Source organism: Rhodococcus sp. 27YEA6, from assembly GCF_044908235.1.
Classification (GTDB): domain Bacteria; phylum Actinomycetota; class Actinomycetes; order Mycobacteriales; family Mycobacteriaceae; genus Rhodococcus_F; species Rhodococcus_F qingshengii.
Map to the genome: position 1 here is coordinate 370872 of NZ_JBIYCY010000004.1, position 22272 is coordinate 393143.

General features: G+C 61.6%; 25 protein-coding genes and 2 pseudogenes. 13 read left to right on the forward strand and 14 right to left on the reverse strand.

The genetic code is table 11. The features are described from left to right. Positions 1-311 precede the first annotated feature (311 nt). Positions 312-1349, reverse strand: coding sequence for an LppP/LprE family lipoprotein (locus ABH939_RS14325; protein WP_270008484.1), 1038 nt, complete (start codon positions 1347-1349; stop codon positions 312-314). Positions 1350-2004: 655 nt separating this feature from the next. On the opposite strand from ABH939_RS14325, the gene ABH939_RS14330 reads away from it, so the two are divergent. The 4 genes and pseudogenes from ABH939_RS14330 to ABH939_RS14345 form a co-directional block, all read left to right on the forward strand. Then, positions 2005-2934 carry a GIY-YIG nuclease family protein gene (locus ABH939_RS14330; RefSeq protein ID WP_270008483.1) on the forward strand — a complete coding sequence of 310 codons (930 nt, stop codon included), beginning with the start codon at positions 2005-2007 and terminating at the stop codon, positions 2932-2934. Between the two features lie 129 nt (positions 2935-3063). Further along, on the forward strand, positions 3064-3606 hold the full coding sequence (locus ABH939_RS14335; protein WP_125051370.1) for a hypothetical protein: 543 nt from the start codon (positions 3064-3066) through the stop codon (positions 3604-3606). Between the two features lie 102 nt (positions 3607-3708). Continuing rightward, positions 3709-3869, forward strand: a pseudogene (locus ABH939_RS14340) (transposase); the annotation flags it as partial. A 74-nt stretch (positions 3870-3943) separates the two neighbouring features. Next, positions 3944-4162, forward strand: a pseudogene (locus ABH939_RS14345) (transposase); the annotation flags it as partial. 59 nt (positions 4163-4221) lie between these two features. Here the strand turns inward: ABH939_RS14345 and ABH939_RS14350 are convergent. The 5 genes from ABH939_RS14350 to ABH939_RS14370 all read right to left on the reverse strand — a co-directional run bounded on the left by ABH939_RS14350 (position 4222) and on the right by ABH939_RS14370 (position 8467). Then, positions 4222-5448 carry an MFS transporter gene (locus ABH939_RS14350; RefSeq protein ID WP_404649734.1) on the reverse strand — a complete coding sequence of 409 codons (1227 nt, stop codon included), beginning with the start codon at positions 5446-5448 and terminating at the stop codon, positions 4222-4224. 264 nt (positions 5449-5712) lie between these two features. Further along, complete coding sequence (locus ABH939_RS14355) at positions 5713-6768, reverse strand: hypothetical protein (RefSeq protein ID WP_404649757.1); 1056 nt, start codon at positions 6766-6768, stop codon at positions 5713-5715. Positions 6769-6928: 160 nt separating this feature from the next. Next, a complete protein-coding gene (locus ABH939_RS14360) occupies positions 6929-7360 on the reverse strand; it encodes a hypothetical protein (RefSeq protein WP_404649735.1) in 432 nt (143 codons plus the stop codon). Positions 7361-7516: 156 nt separating this feature from the next. Next, the gene (locus ABH939_RS14365) at positions 7517-7975 is read right to left on the reverse strand and encodes a DUF5994 family protein (RefSeq protein WP_042921868.1); all 459 of its coding nucleotides are present in this window, start codon (positions 7973-7975) and stop codon (positions 7517-7519) included. A 96-nt stretch (positions 7976-8071) separates the two neighbouring features. Continuing rightward, positions 8072-8467: a PPOX class F420-dependent oxidoreductase gene (locus ABH939_RS14370; protein ID WP_037129725.1), complete on the reverse strand. Its 396-nt coding sequence runs from the start codon at positions 8465-8467 to the stop codon at positions 8072-8074. Between the two features lie 187 nt (positions 8468-8654). On the opposite strand from ABH939_RS14370, the gene ABH939_RS14375 reads away from it, so the two are divergent. The 5 genes from ABH939_RS14375 (at position 8655) to ABH939_RS14395 (ending at position 12044) form a co-directional block, all read left to right on the forward strand. Further along, positions 8655-9842 carry an inorganic phosphate transporter gene (locus ABH939_RS14375; protein ID WP_007735433.1) on the forward strand — a complete coding sequence of 396 codons (1188 nt, stop codon included), beginning with the start codon at positions 8655-8657 and terminating at the stop codon, positions 9840-9842. Positions 9843-9856: 14 nt separating this feature from the next. Beyond that, complete coding sequence (locus tag ABH939_RS14380) at positions 9857-10138, forward strand: hypothetical protein (RefSeq protein ID WP_003941641.1); 282 nt, start codon at positions 9857-9859, stop codon at positions 10136-10138. A 34-nt stretch (positions 10139-10172) separates the two neighbouring features. Beyond that, on the forward strand, positions 10173-10499 hold the full coding sequence (locus ABH939_RS14385; protein ID WP_003941653.1) for a DUF3349 domain-containing protein: 327 nt from the start codon (positions 10173-10175) through the stop codon (positions 10497-10499). A gap of 11 nt (positions 10500-10510) precedes the next feature. Then, positions 10511-10849 (forward strand): DUF3349 domain-containing protein, encoded by a 339-nt coding sequence (locus ABH939_RS14390; protein ID WP_404649736.1) that lies wholly within the window; start codon positions 10511-10513, stop codon positions 10847-10849. Between the two features lie 151 nt (positions 10850-11000). Continuing rightward, positions 11001-12044 (forward strand): alpha/beta hydrolase, encoded by a 1044-nt coding sequence (locus tag ABH939_RS14395; RefSeq protein ID WP_404649737.1) that lies wholly within the window; start codon positions 11001-11003, stop codon positions 12042-12044. Positions 12045-12116: 72 nt separating this feature from the next. Here ABH939_RS14395 and ABH939_RS14400 read toward each other — a convergent pair whose 3' ends face one another. Beyond that, complete coding sequence (locus ABH939_RS14400) at positions 12117-12509, reverse strand: VOC family protein (protein ID WP_042921874.1); 393 nt, start codon at positions 12507-12509, stop codon at positions 12117-12119. A gap of 56 nt (positions 12510-12565) precedes the next feature. Between ABH939_RS14400 and ABH939_RS14405 the strand changes: the two genes are divergently transcribed. Together ABH939_RS14405 and ABH939_RS14410 are read left to right on the forward strand one after the other, a co-directional pair. Further along, positions 12566-13345 carry an AraC family transcriptional regulator gene (locus ABH939_RS14405; protein ID WP_252194467.1) on the forward strand — a complete coding sequence of 260 codons (780 nt, stop codon included), beginning with the start codon at positions 12566-12568 and terminating at the stop codon, positions 13343-13345. A 2-nt stretch (positions 13346-13347) separates the two neighbouring features. Next, the gene (locus tag ABH939_RS14410; protein WP_042921879.1) at positions 13348-13698 is read left to right on the forward strand and encodes an inorganic pyrophosphatase; all 351 of its coding nucleotides are present in this window, start codon (positions 13348-13350) and stop codon (positions 13696-13698) included. On the opposite strand, the gene ABH939_RS14415 is transcribed toward ABH939_RS14410, so the two are convergent. From ABH939_RS14415 to ABH939_RS14425, 3 genes are read right to left on the reverse strand one after another with little or no spacing between them, the layout of a single operon-like run. Beyond that, positions 13691-14800, reverse strand: coding sequence for an LLM class flavin-dependent oxidoreductase (locus ABH939_RS14415; protein ID WP_042921881.1), 1110 nt, complete (start codon positions 14798-14800; stop codon positions 13691-13693). The genes ABH939_RS14410 and ABH939_RS14415 overlap by 8 nt on opposite strands. Then, positions 14800-15645: a hydroxyethylthiazole kinase gene (gene thiM / locus ABH939_RS14420; protein ID WP_042921939.1), complete on the reverse strand. Its 846-nt coding sequence runs from the start codon at positions 15643-15645 to the stop codon at positions 14800-14802. Before thiM ends, ABH939_RS14415 begins: the two co-directional genes overlap by 1 nt. Positions 15646-15688: 43 nt before the next feature. Beyond that, entirely contained in the window at positions 15689-16609 is a 921-nt protein-coding gene (locus ABH939_RS14425) for a sulfurtransferase (protein ID WP_338925164.1), read from the reverse strand. 128 nt (positions 16610-16737) lie between these two features. On the opposite strand from ABH939_RS14425, the gene ABH939_RS14430 reads away from it, so the two are divergent. Next, positions 16738-17424 carry a GntR family transcriptional regulator gene (locus ABH939_RS14430; RefSeq protein WP_003941581.1) on the forward strand — a complete coding sequence of 229 codons (687 nt, stop codon included), beginning with the start codon at positions 16738-16740 and terminating at the stop codon, positions 17422-17424. A 48-nt stretch (positions 17425-17472) separates the two neighbouring features. On the opposite strand, the gene ABH939_RS14435 is transcribed toward ABH939_RS14430, so the two are convergent. From ABH939_RS14435 to ABH939_RS14450, 4 genes are all read right to left on the reverse strand, one after another. Beyond that, positions 17473-17994 (reverse strand): hypothetical protein, encoded by a 522-nt coding sequence (locus tag ABH939_RS14435; RefSeq protein WP_042921885.1) that lies wholly within the window; start codon positions 17992-17994, stop codon positions 17473-17475. A gap of 18 nt (positions 17995-18012) precedes the next feature. Next, on the reverse strand, positions 18013-19044 hold the full coding sequence (locus ABH939_RS14440; protein ID WP_075833459.1) for a cupin domain-containing protein: 1032 nt from the start codon (positions 19042-19044) through the stop codon (positions 18013-18015). A 60-nt stretch (positions 19045-19104) separates the two neighbouring features. Next, positions 19105-19926, reverse strand: a complete 822-nt coding sequence (locus ABH939_RS14445; RefSeq protein ID WP_003941629.1) for an alpha/beta fold hydrolase — start codon at positions 19924-19926, stop codon at positions 19105-19107. 188 nt (positions 19927-20114) lie between these two features. Beyond that, positions 20115-21242, reverse strand: coding sequence for an NDMA-dependent alcohol dehydrogenase (locus ABH939_RS14450; RefSeq protein ID WP_003941634.1), 1128 nt, complete (start codon positions 21240-21242; stop codon positions 20115-20117). A 166-nt stretch (positions 21243-21408) separates the two neighbouring features. Between ABH939_RS14450 and ABH939_RS14455 the strand changes: the two genes are divergently transcribed. Next, on the forward strand, positions 21409-22269 hold the full coding sequence (locus tag ABH939_RS14455) for a spermidine synthase (RefSeq protein WP_007735449.1): 861 nt from the start codon (positions 21409-21411) through the stop codon (positions 22267-22269). Positions 22270-22272: the final 3 nt, after the last annotated feature.

Sequence of the window (22272 nt, forward strand, 5' to 3'; positions counted from 1 at the left end):
GCCCCGACGTCTCTGCCATGCGAAGGCCCGCGAACGCGCCGAGCAGTATCGCCAATCTATAGTGCAAGCCAGAGGCAGATGGATAACCCCGATAACGCGCATACCCCCAGTGACGACAAAGCCATCAGTATCGCCAGGGCGGCCGTACCTCTGCCCGGTGGCAGTTTCGATGCGGATACCGAAACAATCTGCCGTCAAGTTCCCAACGGTGAAAGCGACGTCGCGCAAGAGCTTTCAGCCTTCCGAGCTCGGCTGCATGGTTAGCGCGCCCACAGCTCACACCAGGATGTGACCATCCGTCGTCGAAACCGCTACTTGCAGCCACTGACCTTGAGCAACTCTGCGGGAAGGTCATTCTGCATCACGACCTCGTTTCCGTCCCATACGAAGATGGCGGTGGCCAGACCTGACGGATTCGCATTCGAGTCCATCCCTCGCGGCCACTTGTACTGCACCGTCACGCTGTCGCTGGAGGAATCAATCACCGAAGTGAAGCCGAACGAACACGCCGTAGCTGTCCCCTGATACTCCCCACGGTGGAAGAACATCACGTGCTGCGGCGAACTACCGGTCCCGCCATTGGTTTCGGCGATCGCATAGCTCAGCTCGGCACACGGATCAAAGTTTGTCTCCCCCAAGAACGTCCACTCGATGCCAGGAATCTGGGTTGCGGCCGGCACCTGGTCGAGGCCGGCCGATATCGCCGCGACTTTCGGGGTCGTTCCACACTTGACCGTCGCAACCGCTGCGGGATCGACAGCGTTTGCCCCACACAGCCACGGCCATCCGGTCATCTGTCCGAGGTTTTGCGGTTCCGCGGAGAAACTCTGCTCGTCCCCGAACAGGGAACCGTCACCGAGCTGACCACCGTTCGCAGCGTCATAGCTGTACGAAGTCACCTTCATCGCCGGTTGCGAGGAACTTCCGCCGTACTGCGCGGTGAAATTCCAGACCTCGATCGGCCTGGACGGGTCGCCTGTACAACGAACCGCGGTCTCGGCCCCTTCGCCTCGATGCAGTTTCCACTCGACGGGATTGCCTTCGTACAACGAGGCGGGCGGTGACATGACGGCCAAATTCGCGTCCTCCCACGACAACACCTTGTATGAGGCAGAGCCGCCGAGCTCCTTCGTGGCGACGACAACCTCCGCACCCGGCACACCGTCAACGTCCCATGCTCCGGCAAACCCTGCCGCATCCTGGACCTTCGGATCGGTCAGCAACTTGGAGTCCGTACCGGCTACCGCAGCTTCGATGCCGGTAGCTGTCAGCACCACGATCTGACCACCTGCACGGCCGATCGAATCATCTTTGCCGTCGCCGTCGACATCCACGACAGTCAAAGACACACAGCCCTGTTTACCCGAACAGACATCAGGCGCGGACGGAGTCGTCGTGGTCGGTGACGAAGCCGCTGCGTTGTCCCCCGCTTGTGCAGCGCCTTCGACTGGATCGGCCCCACACCCAGCCAACAACAATGTGGCTGACGCGCAGATAGAAATCGCTAGTTTGGTTCTCACTATGTCCCCTGATTCGATACACAAACCACGATCGGATTGATGCAACTGTCGATGAGTATTGCAGTTGCACTTCGACATGCCACAGATTCCTGGATTAATAGGGTTCGAATTCACCTCCGGATAGGATCCAGTTTCGCTGACTCGACGGAGGCATTGTGTTGGACGTTGGCAGGTCAAGATTTCGGCTCTACTCCATAAGGTCCGTGATCGGAATCGGAGCGTTTATCCTGGTTGGTGGCCTATCGGTTGCACCGAGGAGGAAGAAGTTCAGTACACCGACCCCTCGACTACGAATACCCCGGAGCCTGGGATCTGCGCCACCGGTTTAACGGATGAGCTCTAAACATGGCTCGGAGAGATCTCTGTGAAGACCAAATGCACCACTGATCTGGAAATCGCAAACCAAATTGCGGCCCCACCAGCCAGCTCTGCGACCATTACTGTCGCAGTAACCGGAAGTCGATGTCCGAGGAGCTACTTGACGATGGCAAATGCTCAGACGATCCAGATCTTTCTACCTAAAGGTGATCCTTCGGGAATACGGGTGGCGAGTCTGACAACACGAACAGTGCGCGTATTCGAAGTGCCACGCTCACTGCTGAGGGACTTTCTGGAGATGTCGGAGTCCAACCAAGTAGGTGTCTACTATCTGTTCGGTTCCGAACCCGCAGACGTCCCCCAGTGCTATATCGGTCAGTCAGGCAGCGTCGGTGAACGGCTGAAGCAGCACACTGGACAGAAAGAGTTCTGGACCAAAGCCCTGGTGGCGGTCTCTTTGACGAACGAGTGGACATCGACCCATGTGGCGTATCTGGAGTGGCTGTCGATCAACCGCGCGAAACAGTATGGGCGCTTCGAACTCCAGAACGGCAACGCCGCATCGAACCCATTTACGCCGGCCCCGCTCGAAGCCGATTGCCGCGAATTCCTCGACACTATCGCGGTCCTACTTGCTACCCTAGGCGCTCCGATCCTGGAACCAGTCCTCAAGACATCGAATGCTGGCGACGGCAGAAACACGATCGGCGAGCCTGCATCCGAAGTGCTGTATTTCAAGGAGGGCGGTTGCAGAGCCACGGGGCATCAGACACCCGAAGGCCTGCTCGTCGCCGCAGGATCAAGAGGCCGTCCAGAGGTACGCGATTCTGCCTACCCGTCGATTAGCCGCCGCCGTGACGCACTCCAAGCGGAGGGCGTAGTCACGATCGACACTGAAGGACTGATCTTCGTCAAGGACTATCTCTTCAACAGTCCTTCCATGGCGGGAACTGTCCTCATCGGTGGCAACATCAACGGGCGAAACAGCTGGAAAGACTCTCTCGGCAATTCGATCAATGACCTTGAACGAGCAGCTCTCGACTCGGTTCCCAAGACATCAGTAGCGCAGCAAAACGAAGTTGAGTTCGAGAAGTAGATCTGCAGCCACCTCGCTGTTCACGGTTGGTCATACTCGCCGACGGACGATGGATATCGCCGCATCTGAGCGGAATTACATCGGGTATACATTCGACCGATACCGACTTGGGTGCAGGAGAAGCAACAGATGCCCGATCCGTTCGCAATCGAAGTGGACTCCTTCTACAACACGATCGTCCTGCGCTCACCGGATGACTGCGAACCACTTGCGCCGGGTTGGTTTCCCACCGAACCCCAATTCGTCACTGGCGGACCAGGCCGACTCGTCATCCACACCGGTGGACGCGGGCTCGTGCGCGTGACAGTCACCTCCACCGAAACACCTGCCCCTCCGCTCACGGATTCGCTACTCACAGTGTGGGAAGACATTGCGGAGGGTTCGTTCACCATCGAGAGCGACGCACTCTGCTTCGACGGATTCTCAGGTGAGGTATCGCATCCAATTCCCCATCCGAGGCCAGGCCCGTGCCGAGTGCGAGTGTTTGCTCGGGGACGGACTGAGTACTGGGACGCCTACCGGACACCGGAGACCCAACCGCAGATACGACTCCACATCCAACTCTGGCCGCAACAACTCGGTGACCCGCACCTCATCCAGTACCGAGACCGGATTACCGGAAATCGTAGCCGAACCGACGACACCCCCGAGGAAAAGCAGCCCACCACGTAGCCGGGAACATCTCTCTCCACTGCGCAGTTCTGCTCCGGGCACGGCTACCGGATCCAGTAGTTTTCTGTGCCGAGGCCGGTAGCGAAGTGCGAGTAGTCGACCTACCTGCCAGGGCTGCGGATACAGCGTTTCGCGGACCTGTACCCGGCAACGGAAAGACCGACGCGAAAGATGCTTTCATCATCGTCGATGCCGCCCGCACACTCTCCGATACGCTGTTGCCGATCGGAAAGGCCTGCGACCTTGTCGAGGGTCTACGCATGCTGTCCGAATTCGACGCCGATCTGGCGGTCGACGAAAACCGGTTGACGCCTGCGGTCGATGCTGTTGTCGGTGAATCCATGGGCGTACGGACCGGTGTGACTATGCTCGTCGAGATCACCGACATCGGTCGTTCCGCGACGCAGGGGCGCTCGCGGTTTACGCCGGGGTCGCACCTCGCACACATCACTCTGGAACGTCCGTCAAAGGTGAGCATCGACAACACAGCGGCAACGCCAGACTCAAACGCGCCAAGTATCTTTCAGCGTTCGCTGCTCTCAAGGATCCGGTCTCCCGTGCCAACTACGACCGAAAACGAGCTGAGGGCAGGCGTGGCTGGTGCGCGTCTCGAGGTCAGAGTTCGCGCGCCGGATATCGTATCGGAGAGAACCCCAATGTGGCTGCAGCGATAGCGAACACAACAACGACGCCGAGCAGGGTTAGGCGTTCACCGATCGCGCCGACCAGCAGACCTGCTATCACTGCGCCGAGCGCAGCCATGGTGCGGTTGACGGAGCGTCGGGCGGCATTCACACGCCCGAGAAGCTCATCGGGGGTGAGTGTTTGCCAATAGCCCATCTCGTTCGCGTTCTCCGCGCCCGCTGCCAACCCTTGCAGGCCCAGTGCTGCGAAGAGCAGTACATGGCCGACACCTGTGTCCGTCGCGAAGGCCACGAGAAGCCAGGTGACGGGGTATACCGTGCGGGCGAGGATGACTGCTCGTCCTGATCCGATGCGCGTGCCGAGCGCGTGAGCACTGGACGCTCCGAGGAGGCTTGCGACACCGAACGTCGTCAGCAGCAAACCGTATGTGTAGGCGCTGAACCCGAGCGAGCGGAGGGCGAACAGCGACAGCACAGTCAACGCAGCTCCGTTGGCAAGGAACCACACGTGTGTCGATATCGCGAGCGGGTTGAGAGTGCGGTGGCGATACGTGAATCTCAGACCCTCACGCACTTCGTTCATCAGGTTTCGGGAGCGAGTAACGGATCGAGGCTCGTCGACGTCGAGCCCGAAATTGAGTGCGGCATCAGCGAAATAGCTGATTGCGTCGACGGCAATCACCACTGGAGCGCCGAGCAGGCCAATGAGTCCGCCTCCGACCGTTGGCCCCAATGTCGTTGCCGCTGCGTCGGCTTGGTCGAGTCGAGCGTTTGCTTTCACCAGTTGACTGCGTGGAACCAGCCGGGGCAACAAGGACTGCATCGCAGCGAAGCCGAACACCGAGAAGGAGCCGAACAACAGCAACACGATGACCAGAACCCAGACGTGGAGAAGCCCGGCGAGCCACAGAAGCGGGACGGCACCGAGCACAACTGCCCGACCGACGCTGGCCCACACGAGAATTGGCTTGCGCCGCCACCGATCGACGTAGACCCCCGCGACCAACCCGAGCACCGCATACGGGATCAACTGAGCCGCGTTCACCACACCCACTTCGAACGGCGTCGCGTCCAAAAGCTGCACTACCAAAATGGGCATCGCCACAGCTGTCACCGACGAGCCGGCCGAACTGATCACCGCGGCCGTGAGAAAGCGTCGAAATGATGAACGGTGACCTGCCGGCGAAACGTCACTCATCGCTGACATCCACGACGCCACACAGCCGACTGCACCAGTCTGTCCCGCTCATGCACGGCACTGTAACCGAGCACGCCCGATATCGGTGCTGAGGACGAGGCGGCTGTTGGCATTGCCAAATTGATAGAAGCACTCAACCGTGACCAAGGACCAGAGCGGACACAGCCCCTCACCTCGTCCGCGTAGGTGGGGTTACCCGTCTCGACTTGCACTCCGCGATGCTCACCGAGTGGACATTGCACAGCGAACACGATTGGCTGTCACTCATTGTTGCGTTTCTTCGACCCAGTCGGGATGTTCGCGGCTGTCGTCGAGCACCCAGGTACGGGATTCGTCGCCGATGCGGTCGGGGTCAGTGAGCCAGCATGTTGCGTCGGGCGCCCACCCGGCGATGACGCTCGCCGTCTCGTCGTCGACTCCGATCGCGGTTCCCGCCGCGGCCAGGTATCCCATAACGGTGAGATGCACGCCCGTGTAGCTCTCAGCGACGAGCTGCCAGTTGGGGATGACCCAGCGCCCTGATCGTCCGGTGGTCCGGTACCAGTCGTGTCGTTTATCCGCGGTGACCTCGAGGGGGAACCGTCTGCAGAGTTCCGCCCACGCCTGCGCGCCGTCGATCTCGTATATGCGAGCGCCGGCGGGTGCGTCGACTTGTCGCACGGCGACGCGTTTCCAACCCATGCTGTCTTCGACGAACCACAATTCTGCCGGGGTCCCGTCGAACAGTGCCCGTGTCGAACACCGAACAGACGGATTCGACCACCAGTAACCGGACCAGTTCGCCTTCGGATCGGTCGGACGATCAGCGGCTCGCGCTTCCGCTGCGAGAGTGTGCTCATGCCAGTCGCTCAGGAGTTCTGCAGCCGTCGACTCAAAGGTATCGGGGCTGTCGTCGTCCCGACTCACTATCACCCATTGGTCGGGCTCGGCGAGCGCGGTCGTCCACCACTGCGAGTGTTGGGATCGTGCGATGTGCTCGGCGACTCGTCGAAGCTCATGCCGTACCGGCTCGGTTGTGACGAGGATGTCTTCACCGTCGGGGTCCTGCCAGTAGCGTGCTGTGTCCGTCGCTGCGGCGAGGGCAGAACGGAGTGCAACCTCGGTCACCTCGGGAAGCGGTACTTCGGACAGGCGGTGCGCTACATCGTCGGCAGTGACGACGGTCTGCCGCGCTTCGTCTGCGCCGGGGCCGAACAATACGCTCGAGTCTCGGTCGGGGTCGAGGTGATAGGAGGCCAGAAAAACCGCGGAACCAAACGAGTCGTCATGTGGCTCGGGTCGCCGGATCCGTTCGGCATCCATCACGTAGTCAAGCAGCATCCGTCGTCCGCGTGGCCCCGACAACAACGTATCCGCTGTACTCGTTGTGCTCACTGCCTCAGGCTCCTCGTTTTCCGTCATGACTGTGTGTACCAGTGTGACGACCTATCGGTGTTGTGCGCTTGGGCCACACACCCCGGCGGCCCCAGCGGATCGGGCATCACTCGTCGAACACGAAGGTGGCGCTGCCATCTTCTGGTAGTTCGTGAACGATCACCTCGTTGCCGATACCCGTGACAGCAGACACGAAAGTGGTCGTCTCCCTGTCGATCCCGACGAGCCAACTGATCCCGACACCCTGCTGACGGGGTACTCGACGGAAGACCGATTCACCCCCTTCTATAGCCGCTCCCGGGTGCAACGATCGGGCTGTGTCCAACACCGCTTGCCGCACGGCACCGAGGTCGATCAGGTCATCGTCAGGTCCGATGTGTGACGGCTGTAAATACGTCAGAGCGAACGGCAGACGGATCATCACCTTGGGCTCGGGCGCGGACCCCTGCACCGGAACAAAGTAGAAGCCCCACCCCCGTGGGGAGGGTGGGGCTTCCTTCGGTCCGGCGCTCACGCACAGCGGGAGGGTGGTGGACATGCCGGACCGACGACACGGCAGGGAGTCAAGCTGCCGCGCCCAAGCGCTGACCTGAAGGAATGCGCCTGAGATCGTGGTTACGAGAACCATCAAACCAGACAAACTGGACGCATGTTCAGTAATCGAGAGATTCGACCCCCGCACGTCAGAAAGATCTCACTGCACCCGATAGGTTTCACTGCGGACAGGATCCACCAACCGCCGCATGACCTCGTACGCGCGGTCCGGATCCGTGTACGGCGGAATCATCATCAAAACGAGTTGACGACCATAGATGTCGTCGAGATACATCAAATCGTGGGGCTGGCCAGGGTACGGACCCCGCACTTCCAGTCCGTCGACCTCGTCGATACGACGCTGCGCGCTGCTGATCGTGTTCCAGTCGAACGCAACCCGCGCGATCGGCCCCAACCTCAGCGAAAGTGCGGATATCAGATCGTGAAGCTCCGCCGTGACGTTCGTGGTCCACGGGAACCACGCGCCGTCAACCGATGCCTTGACGGCACCTTGCCCACGAAGCAGGAATCGCGGAGTCCGCGTCGGCGACGGGAAAGGTTGCCCGACATGGCGCTGCGGCGCTTCCATTGCGTAGTCGAGAGTGCTGATGTGCGCCATGACGAGGCTCCTTGACGGAGGATTCGTGGAACCGTCAGGCAGAGGTGCCCGGTCGTGGGTTCCATACCTTCAGACTACTCCGCTGCGCAATCCCGACTACGCATCGACGGAAATGATCACGCCGGTGTCGCCGTACGGGAACGGACCATTACCGATGTGACCGAGAGTGTTGAAGAATTTCGAAATAGGCACCATCACACCGTATTTCGCTTTGACTTTGCTGCGGATCTCGTCGAATTCTGCTCCACCGCTCACCAACTGAGCGGTCCCGGTGACCGGCGACGCACCGTCGGCAACCTTTCCGCGGTTGTTGCACGGCACCACGCTGACGCGTGGGTTGTTCCGCAGACGCTTGGCCTTACCCGACTTCGAGGAAGTCCAGAAGCCGATACGTCCGTCAGGCAGAGGCACGACCCACGTCGGCGTGGCTACGCCGTCACCGCTCTTACGGAATGTGGTGACCGAGATCGTCTTCTCTTCGCCCAGGGACATGAAACGAGCGTATGCCTCCACAACCTCCACGACCATGCACGCGAATGAATTTTCTCTACCCCAGGAGTTTCAAAACGGACAATTATCCGGACGAAGGTGAACAACAGGTGCCGAGTGGTGGAAATGTCGCGGAACGACCACGTCTGAGGTCGATTTGAGGCCCGGAGGTGTTGGAACATGACTTCTCGTGAATGCGGAACTCATCGTTCTCCTCGTCGTCGTCGTAACCGCTCTGGGGTTCGACTTCACCAACGGTTTTCATGACACTGGCAACGCTATGGCCACGTCGATTGCAACCGGCGCCCTCAAGCCCAAGGTGGCAGTCGCTCTGTCTGCTTCCTTGAACCTGGTCGGAGCTTTCCTCTCGGTAGAGGTTGCTGCCACCGTGGCCAAGGGCGTGGTGAACCTCGGAAATGTGGGTGGCCAAGCGCTGCTCACCATCGTCTTCGCCGGCCTTGTCGGCGGCATCATCTGGAACCTGGCAACGTGGTTGCTCGGCATCCCCTCGAGTTCCTCACACGCGCTGTTCGGCGGACTGATCGGCGCCGCCATCGCGTCCCTCGGAATGAGCGGTGTCGCCTGGAGCGGCGTCCTCAGCAAGGTTGTCATCCCCGCAGTTCTCGCGCCCGTCGTGGCCGGCTTGGTTGCCGCGGCCGGCACCTGGCTCATCTACCGCATCACCTCCAACGTCGGAGAAGAAACCAAGGACAAAGGTTTCCGACTCGGCCAGATCGGTTCGGCTTCACTCGTTTCCCTCGCACACGGCACCAACGACGCTCAGAAGACCATGGGCGTCATCTTCCTCGCCCTGGTCGCCCACGGAACCATTTCCGCCGACGCGGACATGCCGTTCTGGGTCAAGCTCACCTGTGCGCTCGCGATCGCTGCCGGAACCTACCTCGGCGGTTGGCGAGTCATCCGCACTCTCGGCAAGGGACTTGTCGAGATTGCCGCACCACAAGGCATGGCAGCCGAAGCATCCTCTGCTGCAATCATTCTCACCTCCAGCCACCTCGGCCTTCCGCTCTCCACCACCCATGTGGCGACGGGTTCCATCATGGGAACCGGTCTGGGACGCAAGGGCGCCGAAGTTCGTTGGGGCGTAGCCGGACGTATGGCGGTCGCCTGGTTGATCACTCTTCCGTCCGCTGCAATCGTCGGCGCTCTGTGCTGGGGACTGGCCGACATCGTCGGCGGCCTGCCCGGTGTCCTGGTCGTCTTCGCCGTGCTCATCGCGTTGGCCGGCTGGATGTACCTGCGCTCCCGCAAGGAGCCCATCGATCCGAGCAACGTCAACGCCGAGTGGGACGGCGGCCTGGTGCCTGCAGAGGTCCCCGGTCCGGACGCCCGCGTCACCACCGACGCCAAAGCCTGAAAGAGGGAATCGACATGGATATCTTGAAAAACACCGTCGACTCGCTCTGGCAGGTCGTACTGGTCGGCCTCCTGCTGGGCGCCGGACTACCGGCGATCTTCGCAATCGGCCTGAAGTCGCTCGACGCCGGACAACGTGGCAGTGGCGGCGGGAGCACTGCCGTCGCGGCTCGCAGTCCGTTGGCCGTGGCAGGCGCAGTGGTGTGCTTCGCGGTCGTGCTCATCGCGATCGTCACCGGAATCCTCTTCATCATGCAGGGCTTCCTCAGCCACACATTCGGCATCGAGATCTTCTGATCCCGTGCGCCCTCACGAGCGGAAAGACATCACCGTGACTGCACCGACTCCATCCCTTCCTCAATCCATTCTTGACTGGCTTCGCGCCGGCTACCCCGAAGGCATACCGCCCAAGGACCGCATTCCGCTTGTCGCATTGCTACGACGCAAACTCTCGGACGCGCAAATTCGAGACATTGCCATCGGCGCTGCACTCGCAGAACTGAGCGACGTCAACAGCGACCAGGTGATCTCGAGCGACGAGATCAGCGCTCAGATCGCCGATCTGACGAGCCAGACTCCCTCGGACGAGGACATCGCGCGCGTTGCCTCCGTCCTTGCTGCCGCCGGTTGGCCCCTCGCTGATCTCGACAACCACTGAAGCTCGATTCGTTGAGTCTTCCACCACTTCTGGCTTCGATACTCGGCTGGCTGCGTGCCGGGTATCCGAACGGTGTGCCGGAGCAGGACTACGTCCCTTTGATGGCCCTGCTCCGGCGACAACTGTCCGACGACGAGATCGCCGTTCTTGCTGACGATCTCGTCGCCGGCTTTCCGCTTCCGGTCGATCCGATCGACTTTCCCGGTTCGGTCGATCAGATCGACATCGGCGTCCTCATCACCAAGGTCACCGACGATATTCCGCACGAATCGGACGTCGCTCGGGTACGTGAACACCTGATTCGTGGAGGTTGGCAAATCGTGGCACAACCTCCGGTCGACGACGCCTGACGGCATTACGGTAAATCGGACCACTTTGATAACGAACCGGTAACGGTGCCGTCGAGGTCAATACAGACCACTTAGTGTCATAAGGAATTCCGCGCCTCGGGGGGCTCGGTCGGATTTCGGTGTGCAAGCACCTTTGGGGCGGGAGTGATACATGCACGAGGCTCACACAGATTTGGCGAAGAACCCAGATACTTCGAACCCGGATCTTTCGAGAAACCGTATTTCGAAACGAATCAAGCGTCGGATCCTGGGCCTCGCCGCGACAGCACTCGCACTCCCCCTGACCGCAGGCCTGATCAGCGGATCGGTAGCGACCGCAGCGCCCGCGCGTACCGCCCCGGCCGGTGGCTACGAGGAAGTGTTCGTAGACTCGTCGATGGGACCGATCAAGGTTCAGATCCAGTGGGCTTCGCGCGGCGGCAACGCGGCGCTCTATCTTCTCGACGGTCTACGAGCACGCGACGACCGAAACGCATGGAGTTTCGAGACCAACGCTCTCGAGCAGTATCGCGGCGACAACGTCACCCTGGTCATGCCGGTCGGCGGGCAGTCCAGCTTTTACTCCGACTGGTATGCGAACAGCAATTTGAATCGCCAGCCGGTCACGTACAAATGGGAAACCTTCCTCACCCAGGAACTTCCCGCCTATCTGGAATCGCGCGGCGTCTCCCGAACCAACAACGGTGTGCTCGGATTGTCCATGGGTGGCAGCGCGGCACTGACGCTCGCCGCCTATCACCGCGATCAGTTCAAGTTCGCCGGTTCGCTCTCGGGATACCTCAACATCTCAGCTCCAGGCATGCGTGAGGCGATCCGTGTGGCCATGGTCAGCGCCGGGTCCTTCAATGTCGATGCAATGTGGGGACCGCCGTGGAACCCCGCTTGGCTCCGCAACGATCCCTTCGTGTTTGCACCCGAACTGGCTGGGCTCTCGCTGTACATATCCGCTGCGAGCGGCCTACCCGGCCAGTTCGATCAACCGCGTCGGCCCGTCGACTTCGTGAATACCGGTAGTGCCATCGGGCTCGAGGCCCTTGCCTTGATGAACTCACGGGCATTCCAACTGCGCATGAACTCCCTGGGAATTCCGGCAACGTACAGCTTCCCGGCCAACGGCACTCATTCGTGGCCGTACTGGGGTGCAGAACTGTGGAAGGCCCGAGGCCAGATCCTCGACACCCTGAACGCTTGGTGAACTGACAACGACTCGATCACCGACAACCGCAGGCCCCGACCGATATTCGTTCGGGGCCTGCGTCGTTCGAATTCAGAGCGCGGCAAAGAGATCCACGGTATTGCCGTCGGGATCGAGAAGAACGGCGTAACGCTGCCCCCACACGGCATCGAACGGCGCCTTGTGTCCGGGGAAGTCGGCTGTGATGCGCTGATACGCCTCGTCGACTGCAGCGGGTGTCCCGAAATCGAAGGCCAAAGCGACGGGGTGTCGACCTTCCCCGACAGCGAAGTCCGGATCGAAGCTCGTGATGGTGGACAGCGCGTCCCAGGCCAGCCGAAGCCCACTGTCGAAAGTGAACTCCACGTGTGGAGCGTCAGCGGGTGTTTCCGGAATGTCGAGCCCGAGGGTTCGGTAGAACGCGAGGGAACGCGCGAGATCGTTGGTGACGATTCCGACGAGATCGAGTCTCGGAGAGACGGACACGGTATTTCTCCTGTTTCGGGTCGAGAAGTGATCGGCGAGTGTGTGACGATGATCTGATGACCGGCACTGACACCCTCGCTCTTGACGGTAGTCGGACGGTAGCGTCGAGTCTTGAACAAAACGGCCACACCTATGTCGAGACTTGGATCACCGGTTCGGCCGGCCTCTTCAGTTGCACGTGGAAAAGCACTACCGACCCCCATGCGCCCACGGAAGCAAAGCGGATTCTTCCCGATCTCTGCGCAGACTTCATCGTCGACAGCACCGGAAAGTCGTGGCTCGTCGGACCTGCCACCGGTGCCGATCTGGTTTCGGTCGCCGCCGGTACAACCATGTGGGGCATCCGGATCAATCCACCGGCTCTGCGGAGCCTGCTCGGCACAGCTGCCGATGCGGTGCAGGATTCGAAGATCGCCATCGACGACATCCTCACTTCCAGACAAGCGCGGGTACTTGCCGACGCCCTGCGCCACGAGGCAGTCGACGCACAACTACTGGGCCAGTTGTGGCGCGGACTGGAACCCGACCACGGAATCGAGCGTGGTTACTCCGCGCTCATCTCCTCCCCTTCCACGCCGATACGAGAGATTGCTGCAGACCTCGGTGTTTCCGAACGTCATTTCAGACGATCGATCACGTCAGCGGTCGGGCTGTCCCCCAAACTGATTCAGAAGGTGCAACGAATGCAGGACGTGTTGACTCTCAGCCGCGGCGCAAAACTCACGCTGTCGTCGCTGGCCGGTCGCGCCGGCTACGCCGACCAAGCCCACCTCGCACGCGATACGCGTGCACTGGCAGGTCTGACACCGACTCAGCTACTGCGCGAGCACCGGTAACGATGAGCGAAGATCTGTTCGCCGCCCTCGATCACCTGGCTGCCACGTCAGCTGTCGTGATCGATCGCCCCCGAGGGTCGGCACACCCGCGGTACCCCGATGCGATCTATCCGCTCGACTACGGCTATCTCGACGGCACGGTCAGCGCGGACGGCGACGGGATCGATCTGTTCCGAGGCTCGGCCGTCGGCAACGGTGTTGTCGCCGTGGCCGTTGTTGCCGACATCGTCAAGAAGGACGTGGAAGTCAAGATCCTTCTCGAATGTACTGCGTCTGAAATCGACACTGCCACAGCATTTCTCCGCGACGTTCTAGGTCTCGGTGCCACTGTCTTGCGGCGCGCCGTCAGCTGAGTTCGTCGAATCGCGGAACAAGATGCTCCGCAACCCACTTCGCTTCCTCGATCAGAGGCCAACCTGCCAGGATCAGTGCAGTCAAACCGGTTCGGCTGCGAAGCGTGCGTACCGAGTCCGTGATCGAATCCGGATCGCCGACGTAGTACACGGCCGATGACCCGGTGCCGAAGATGTCGAGGGGTGACCACGCCGTGATACCCGCGTACAGCCCGTCACCGACGTACAACTCCTCCGGTTCCGGAAGTCGGCCGGAGGCAATCTTGTCCGCCCAACCCTGTCGCTGAGCGTCGCGGGCGGTGAAGGTCTTGAGGTCTTGCTTCCCCTGAGTACGACGACGCACTGCGTTGTCCAAGACATGAGCGATCTGCTCGACGCCCGTCTTCTCGAACAACGAACGGAACCGGTCGTGCGCCTGCGCCTTGGTGGGGCGAACGATCACACCGGTGAGCGCACCGAAGTCGGTGAACTCGCGCCCGGCTGCCTCCGCCGCCGCCCGTGCGGCAGAGAATTTGTCTTCGATGAACGCAGTCTCGCGCAGCATCGCCAAGTAGGTGTCGAGCACCTTGCCTGAATTCGCCAGGCCTGCAGGCGAATCACCGGTACCCCACAGCGGAACCTGATGCCCAGCGGGCGCATCGATACGCAGTGGTGTGTTGGGAAAGTTCGACTCCGTGCCTTCGGCGTAGATGCGGCGGAAGTCCGCCCAGTACTGCTCCCCCAACTCGTAACGCTCGTCGTGGGGCACGTTCATGTCGTACTTGGTCAGGATGTTCTCGCGTCCGTTGACCGAGTTGATCAACAGTCGGCCGCCGCTGAAGGCGTCGAAAGTCAATGCCTTCTCCGCCAGCAGTCGCGCCGGCGTCATGTTCGCGTAGACGGCGACGAGGAACTTCATGCGCGTGGTGTGCGCTGCCGCCCACGTCGCCGAGATGAACGGATCGTTCGGCCAGGTGGCAACAAGCGCACCTTCGAATCCGCCGTCGTCGATGGTCTTCGCGAGCTCGATCTGCCTGGCCCCGTCCACGGGGAACAGCCCACCGGGGCTCCACGGGTAGTCCCCGTCTGCCTGGGTGAGATACCAGAATGTCTTGATGCCCATCAGTTCTGCACTCCAGCCGGCAGGTCGAACGATTCGATTCGGGCACGTGAGCGGATGGTGTCCGCATTCACGCTGTAGAGCGCGTCGAGGTATGCGACCGCGAAAGAACCGGGGCCCGAGGCATTTTCCTCGGCGATCTCCGATGCCACGGCAACATGCGTGTGCGCGGCAACCAATCCGTCCAGCGCGGTCGACGTGACGGCGAGGTAGGCGGCGACAAGACCGCCCAGAGAGCAACCGGTACTGGTCACGCGCGGCAACAGTGCGCTGCCACCGGAGACTCGGATGCCCCGGGTGTCACCGCCCGCATCGCGGCCGACGATGTAGTCGACCGGTCCGGATGCCGACACGGCATCCGCATGCTTCAAGAGTGACAGAGCGGCGGGCACTGCGTCGGCGGAGTCGGAGGCACTGTCGACGCCGCGGGTGTCACCGCCGAGTCCCGCAAGCGCGATGATCTCCGACGCATTCCCCCGGATTGCGCTGGGGTGAAAGCGCAGCAGATCCACAGCGATACCGCTCCGCCAGGGTAGTCCGCCGACACCGACGGGATCCAAAACCCATGGCGTACTGGCAGTTCGGGCCGCTTCTGCTGCTATCAGGAAGGCTTCGGCTGTCCCGTCGTCCGGCGTTCCGAGGTTGACGAGCACTCCCCCGGCGATGGCAGCGAACCCACCCGCTTCGTGGACGTTGTCGATGTGAGCGTTGCTTGCGCCGGCGGCGAGCAGAACATTGGTCAAGAAGTTCGCAGAAACGATGTTGGTCAGCGACTGGACGAGCGGTACCTGATCGCGGAGTGCGTCGATCGCCGACGCGACGGTTTCGACAGAGACAGTGTCAGACATGAGAATTCCTTCAGGACGGGAGGTAATTGAGGACTGCGGCGATTCAGGACCGCGGACATCGAACATCCGCAAGCGCGCCGCCGGGCTCACCGCCGACAACCATCGGCAAAGTCGGATCTGCAGTCCATTCCTCCAACGAGCCGTCATAGACCTTGACGTCCTCATAGCCGCCGCGGATCAGTGCGAGTGCTGTCAGGCACGCCGAAACTCCACCGCCGCAATAGATCACGACAGGTTCAGCGACGGCTGGTAGAACGTCAGCAGATTTCGACCGAACATCGTCCGCCGGAAGCATCCGGGCATCGGCGTCGAGAAGACCCTTCGCAGACAGATTCACACTTGACGGAATATGTCCGCGTCGCGAATATCGCGTCTTCTCCGTTCCCTCGTACTGCTCAGGCGCCAGCGCGCACACCAGCGTTCCGGCTCCTTCTCCTGAGGACAGTGAGGCAACGCGAGGTAGATCGACCCACAGGCCAAGGTCCGTCACACTCCAACGCTTCGACGCCGACGTGTGGGTGACGTCGTCGCCGCTCGCGAGGGCGAAGCCGCATCGAGTCCATTCGGCGAGGCCACCGTCGAGGACCCTTGCTTCGATGCCGGCGTTGCGAAACACCCACCAGAGCCGTGATGCCCAAGTGGTCGAACCCTGGTCGTAGATCACGATTGTCGCACCCGGTTCGATACCACTGGATTGGAGATCGGACATCAACTGCTCCGTTGACGGGCGTGTGAAATGCAGCGCCGCTTCCCTTTCGGAGAAGACGTCCATGAGGTCGACGTGTCGGGAACCCGGGATGTGCGAGGAAACCCAGCCGTCGTACCCGGACTCCGGGCGATAGTCGCCGTCAAATCGCGCGGGAGGAAAATGAACCGTCGCGTCGAGCACAGCGACGCCTCCCTCGCGCAGCATCGCGTCGAGTTCAGCAGCACTCACCAGCGGCGACGCGGTCTCTCCAGCCACTTCAGACCCTCTCCCTCGGAAACGAACAAGCACGAACCTAAATGAGTACTAGCGTATACGCAAGTACTCACTCGTCGCCGATGGCATAATCGAACGCGCTCTACTTGCATGCACAGGAATGAGGACACATGGATCTCGACGCCGATACGAGCACCACCGATCTGCTGGTGCCGGAGGCTGCGCTGGGCCGGTCCGATCAGACCTCGCGGCAGTACCTGCGCCTGCGAGCCGACATCCTGGCCGGCAAGTTCCCCCAGGGCTCTCCGCTGCACGAGACTCAATTGTGCGAATCGTACGGCGCATCGCGTACCCCGATCCGCGAGGCACTCAACTGGCTCGCGCACGACGGTCTACTCGAACGAGCCGCCCGCGGTTTTCGTGTCCGCTCCGGCACTCCCGAGGACGTCATCGAAATCTACGCAGCGCGGGTTGCCCTCGAATCGGAAGCCGCCGGCGCCGCCGCACTCCGCCACAGCGATCTCGACCTTGCCCGCCTGGACGGATTGCACGAGTTCTGCTGCACTGCAACAGAAGGCACCGAGGTTCGTGCCGGAAACTTCAAGTTTCACGAGGCCCTCTGGCAGGCCGCCCACAATTCCACGATCACCTCATTGCTGATCCGCCTCACCACCCAACTGCGAATCTACGACAGCGGCCCGCCGTCGAACTACGGCGAACCTGACCTGCTCAATTCGGAGCATCAAGAGATCCTGAACGCCATCCGCGCCCGGGACGAATCGTCCGCACGTGGTCACATGCGCAACCATCTCGAGCGCAGCCGCGACCAACGAATAAGGATGTTCGCCAGCCGCTGACTTCAGACAGCCCAGATTTCTGCACGCCGACGCCTGCGCCGCCGTCGCTCAGACGGGGAGCGTGCCGGTCTCGACGTCGTACACGCTCTCGGCCGGGCTCGACATCACTCGATCCGCCATCTCCTGCTTGAGCTCTGTCAGCCGTGACTCGTCTTCGGCCGTCCGGTCGGACTTACGGGACAGAGTGATGAACTCGTCGACGACGAACCCCTCCCGAACAGTCAGCGTGACGCTCGCGCCGCGATAGGTGATCCGAAATACGTACAGCGCGAGCTTGTTTCCACGTTCACGCCTGGCCAAGGAACTGTCAACGGTGTACCGCCCTTCGGTCACCGCGCGCGTGACCAACTCGAACGAATCGCGCACTCCTGGTCCGCCGTGTGCGGTGGTGACGACCAGCTCGCGACGCTCGACGGAGCCTTCCCCGCCGAGCACACCGAGAGCGCGCTCGAGAACCTTGTAGGCATGGGCCACGCCGCCCGGGGCCTGCGGACCGTGATAGCGGAGGGCGTCCTCGTACGTGAAGTCGAGCGTCGTCCCGTGATCGGTCACGGTGAGCGTGGTGGTCATGATGGGCGTCCTTGCCGGTCAGTGCTGGCGGTCGATCGGATTGATCCGCGAGACGATGAGCGGATCGATCGGGGTGAAAGGAAAGTGCGGCAGATCCCGTTCCGGAACACCGAACGAGGCCGAGAGAACGCCGCGTGAGAACGCGGAAGCCGTTGCACGGTAGCCTATGTCGCCCGGTGTCGGCTGGTCGAAGAAGATGAGGAAATTGATGTCCTCGTCACCTAGAACCTCGATATGATGGGGATAGGCACGCGGAACGAAATACACCTGACCGGGCTCCAGTAGGTAGGTGTCGAGCGAACCGTCCGGATCGAGGACCGTCATCCGCCCGTGACCACGATGCACGTATCCCATTTCGGCAGTGACGGGATGCCAGTGTGGCTCACGCATTCCACTCTCGCGAATAGTCAACGAGTACATCGAAAGATCCTCCAGCGCCGCCCAATACTGCTTTCGCGCCACTTTCGCCTGTCCGTACGGATATGCGAGAGGCGCGATCTGGCCTTCGAGATCGAAGAGATGCGCGTTGGGAAGGCCGGCGGTATCGGGAACGACGGCGGCGCCGTCCCGCCGAACTATCTGGGACGCATCGGCTCTACCGAAGACGTCGAAGGCCGATGCGGCGAGATCGTACGTATTGCCGAGCACCGCGTTCGACATTGCGCTGACGCTACTCTGCAACGAAAAGTGCTGCGGCAGAGAAGTACGCAGGGCGGCGATGATCTCCGCCTCCTCCTCTCCGACATTCTCGATGTGATAAATCGCGCCGGATTCGACGTGATACATCTGCCCCGCTCGCACCACGAAACTGGCGAACTCGTCAGCATTGCCCAACATCGAGACGAGCACGGTTCCGCTGGTGACGTAGGCGATCTGGTTCGCGTTGACGTTCCATTGTGGTTCACGGATCGCGCCGGGACCGAGAACAATTCGTTTGATCGACAGACCGGACAGGATCGGCAACGAACTCGTGTCGAGCTGCGAGATCGACCCGAGTTCGTTCTCGAAGACACTGGGGCCATTGCGTAGTGAGGCAACGTGTGTAGACATGGCAATTTTATCCTTCCCACTCTGGTCCTTTCGACTCCGCTCCCTTCCGCCTCGCTGACGTCAGTCCTCGATGAACGCGAGAATGTCCTGGTCCAGTGTCTTCTGATATGAGCCGTAGATACCGTGAGGTGCGCCCGGATACACCTTCAGCGTGCCCTTCTTCACCAGCTTGATCGCCTTCTCGGCCGCTGCGCCGATCGGCACGATCTGATCGTCGTCGCCCTGAGCGATGAGGAACGGAACGTCGATGGCTTCGAGATCGGAGGTCTGGTCCGTCTCCGAGAATGCCTTGACGCAGTCGTAGGCCGCGGCGAGGTTGACCAACATACCTTGCCGCCAGAAGTCGTCCTTCGCCCCTTGCGAGACGTCGGCACCTTCGCGGTTCGCGCCGTAAAAGCTCTCGCTGAGATCCTTGTAGAACTGCGATCGGTCTCGCAGAACTCCCTCACGGATGCCGTCGAAGACCTCGATCGGTGTGCCTTCGGGGTTGCCGTCCGACTTGACCATGATCGGCGGTACGGCGCCGGCGGTGATCACCTTCGCCACGCGCCCTTTGCCGTGCTGCGCCGCGTACCGGACCACTTCCCCGCCGCCGGTCGAATGGCCAACCAGGACCAGGTCTTTCAGGTCGAGTGTGTCGATCAGCTCAGCCAGGTCCTTGGCATATGTATCCATGTCGTTGCCGGTGTACGTCTTCGACGAGCGACCGTGTCCTCGACGATCGTGCGCGATGGTCCGGTATCCGGCGTCGGCGAACAACTTCATCTCGACCTGCCACGCGTCAGAACTCAGCGGCCACCCGTGGCTGAGGACGATCGGCCGGCCGACGCCGTGCTCGGTGTAGTAGATCTCGGTTCCGTCGGAGGTGGTGATGTAGGGCATGCTCTGCTCTTCTCTGTCGAGTCGTGGACTGAGATCCGGACACGGTGCCCGGTTTCCTCACTCTGCGAGTGCCCACTACGGGGGCAGTCGACTCATCGATCGACAGAAATGTGCGTGGGGGCAGAAGACTCCGGCCCGACACCACGAAGCGTGGTGCCGGGCCGGAGCCTTCAGTCAAAGGGAAACGATCAGTAATCGTCCTCCGTGTAGACGATCATCCCGCGCAGATTCTTTCCTTCGAGCATGTCGGCGTACCCCTCGTTGATCTCCTCGAGCTTGTAAGTCTTGGTCACCAACTCGTCGAGTTTGAGTGCGCCGCTTCGGTAGTGATCGAGCAACTTGGGAATCTGGGACCGTGGCCCTACCCCGCCGAAGATGGCTCCCTGCAAACGCTTCTGCAGAAGGGTCAGCTCGAAGAGGCTGAGCGTCACCTGCGAATCTGCGTAATGCCCCATTCCGACGACCACGACCTGGCCACCCTTGCCCGTCGCGCTGAGCGCGGGCTGAATGATGTCGCCGTGAATCTCGCCCACGGTGATCACGGTGACGTCGGCCATCTTGCCCCAGGTGATCTCGCCGATCACCGGTAGCGCTTCCTCGAGGGAGGCAAAAGTGTGTGTGGCGCCGAATTCCTTTGCCTTGTCGCGCTTGAACTCGACGGGATCGATCGCGATCACAAATCGTGCTCCGGCGGACGCCGCACCCTGCACCGAGTTGATTCCGACGCCGCCGACGCCGACGACCACCACCGTGTCGCCGACCTTGGCTCCACCGATTGCGGTGGCCGATCCCCAACCGGTGGCAACACCGCAGCCGAGCAAGGCCGCCTTGTCGAGCGGGATGTCCTTCTCGATCTTGATCACCGACGCCTCGTTGACGGTCACGTACGGCGAAAATGTTCCGAGCAGGCACATCTGGATGACCGGCTCGTCGTCGAGGGTGACGCGGTACGTCTTGTCGGAGATCGCCTGCCCGGTCAACAGGCCGGCTCCTTCGTCGCAGATGTTCTGCAGACCCTTCGCACAGGACGGACAACGTCCGCACGCCGGGATGAAGGCGAGAACCACGTGGTCGCCTTCTTCGACGCTCGCGACACCCGGTCCGACCTTCGTCACCACTCCGGCGCCTTCGTGCCCGCCCAGGGCCGGGTAGAAGGGCAGCGGGCTGGCGCCCGTACGCAAATGTTCGTCCGAATGGCACAGCCCCGATGCGGCGAGTCGGACCTGCACCTCACCCGAGACCGGGTCCCCCAGCTCGACCTCTTCGATCTCCCACGCCTGACCTGGCGCCTTGACTACCGCTGCCTTGACCTTCACCTGCACTCCTCGAAATTCTTCGTGATGCACGGACGACGAAAGAACGCGCCGGCATTTGTGTCGCCGATCACACTCCATGTACGAGTGTGCCTGAAGTAGCCCGAGAATACCGTCGGTCCGTGTGCCTTTTTGGTAGCCGCCTCTACCAGAAAGGCGCACGGCTAACATGGACACAGTGGCCAAGGGAACTCGCAAGACCAGAACTCGCAGCAGTACTCCCGAGCGAGGCGAGTCCGGTCCCGTCGCCGGCACTTTTCCGATCGATACCGGGACGTGCGAACTAGTCCGCGATCAGTACTCCGACGACAGCTGGATCATCCAGATCAACGGAGTGCCCAGTTCCCACGTGAACGTCGCGGATCCCACGGTGCTCGATTTCGAGTACATGCGGTGGATCGCGCATCTGGTCGATTCCGAACGTGACAAGGCCGAGCGCCTGCGGGTGCTTCATCTCGGCGGTGGCGCCTGCTCCATGGCCAGATACTTCGCCGCCACCTACCCTGACGCGCGTCAAGTGGTGGTCGAAATCGACGGTGCTCTGGCGGAACTCGTACGCGATTGGTTCGACCTCCCGCGCGCGCCTCTTCTGCGCATCCGCGTCGGAGAAGCCCGCGCCGTCACCGAAACTCTCACCGAGTCCACCCGGGACATCGTGATTCGAGATGTCTTCGCCGGCAGCACAACTCCGACACCACTGACGACGGCGCAATTCACCACCCACGTACGACGCGTGCTCGCACCGGGCGGCATCTACATCGTCAACTGCGGCGACACCCCGGATCTTCAGGGCGCGCGCAGCGAGGCCGCAACCATCGGTGCGCAGTTCGAACACATGGCGATCATCGCCGATCCCGCGATGCTCAAGGGCCGTCGCTACGGCAACATGATCATCGCGGGCAGCGACGTACCGATCGGCGGGCAACCCGCGCTCGCGCGCGAGCTACTCGGCGGAGGAGTTCCCGCCCACGTGTGGCAGGACGCCGAAGTCCGCAAGTTCGCCGCGAATGCGCCGGTTCGCCAAGACTGAGCA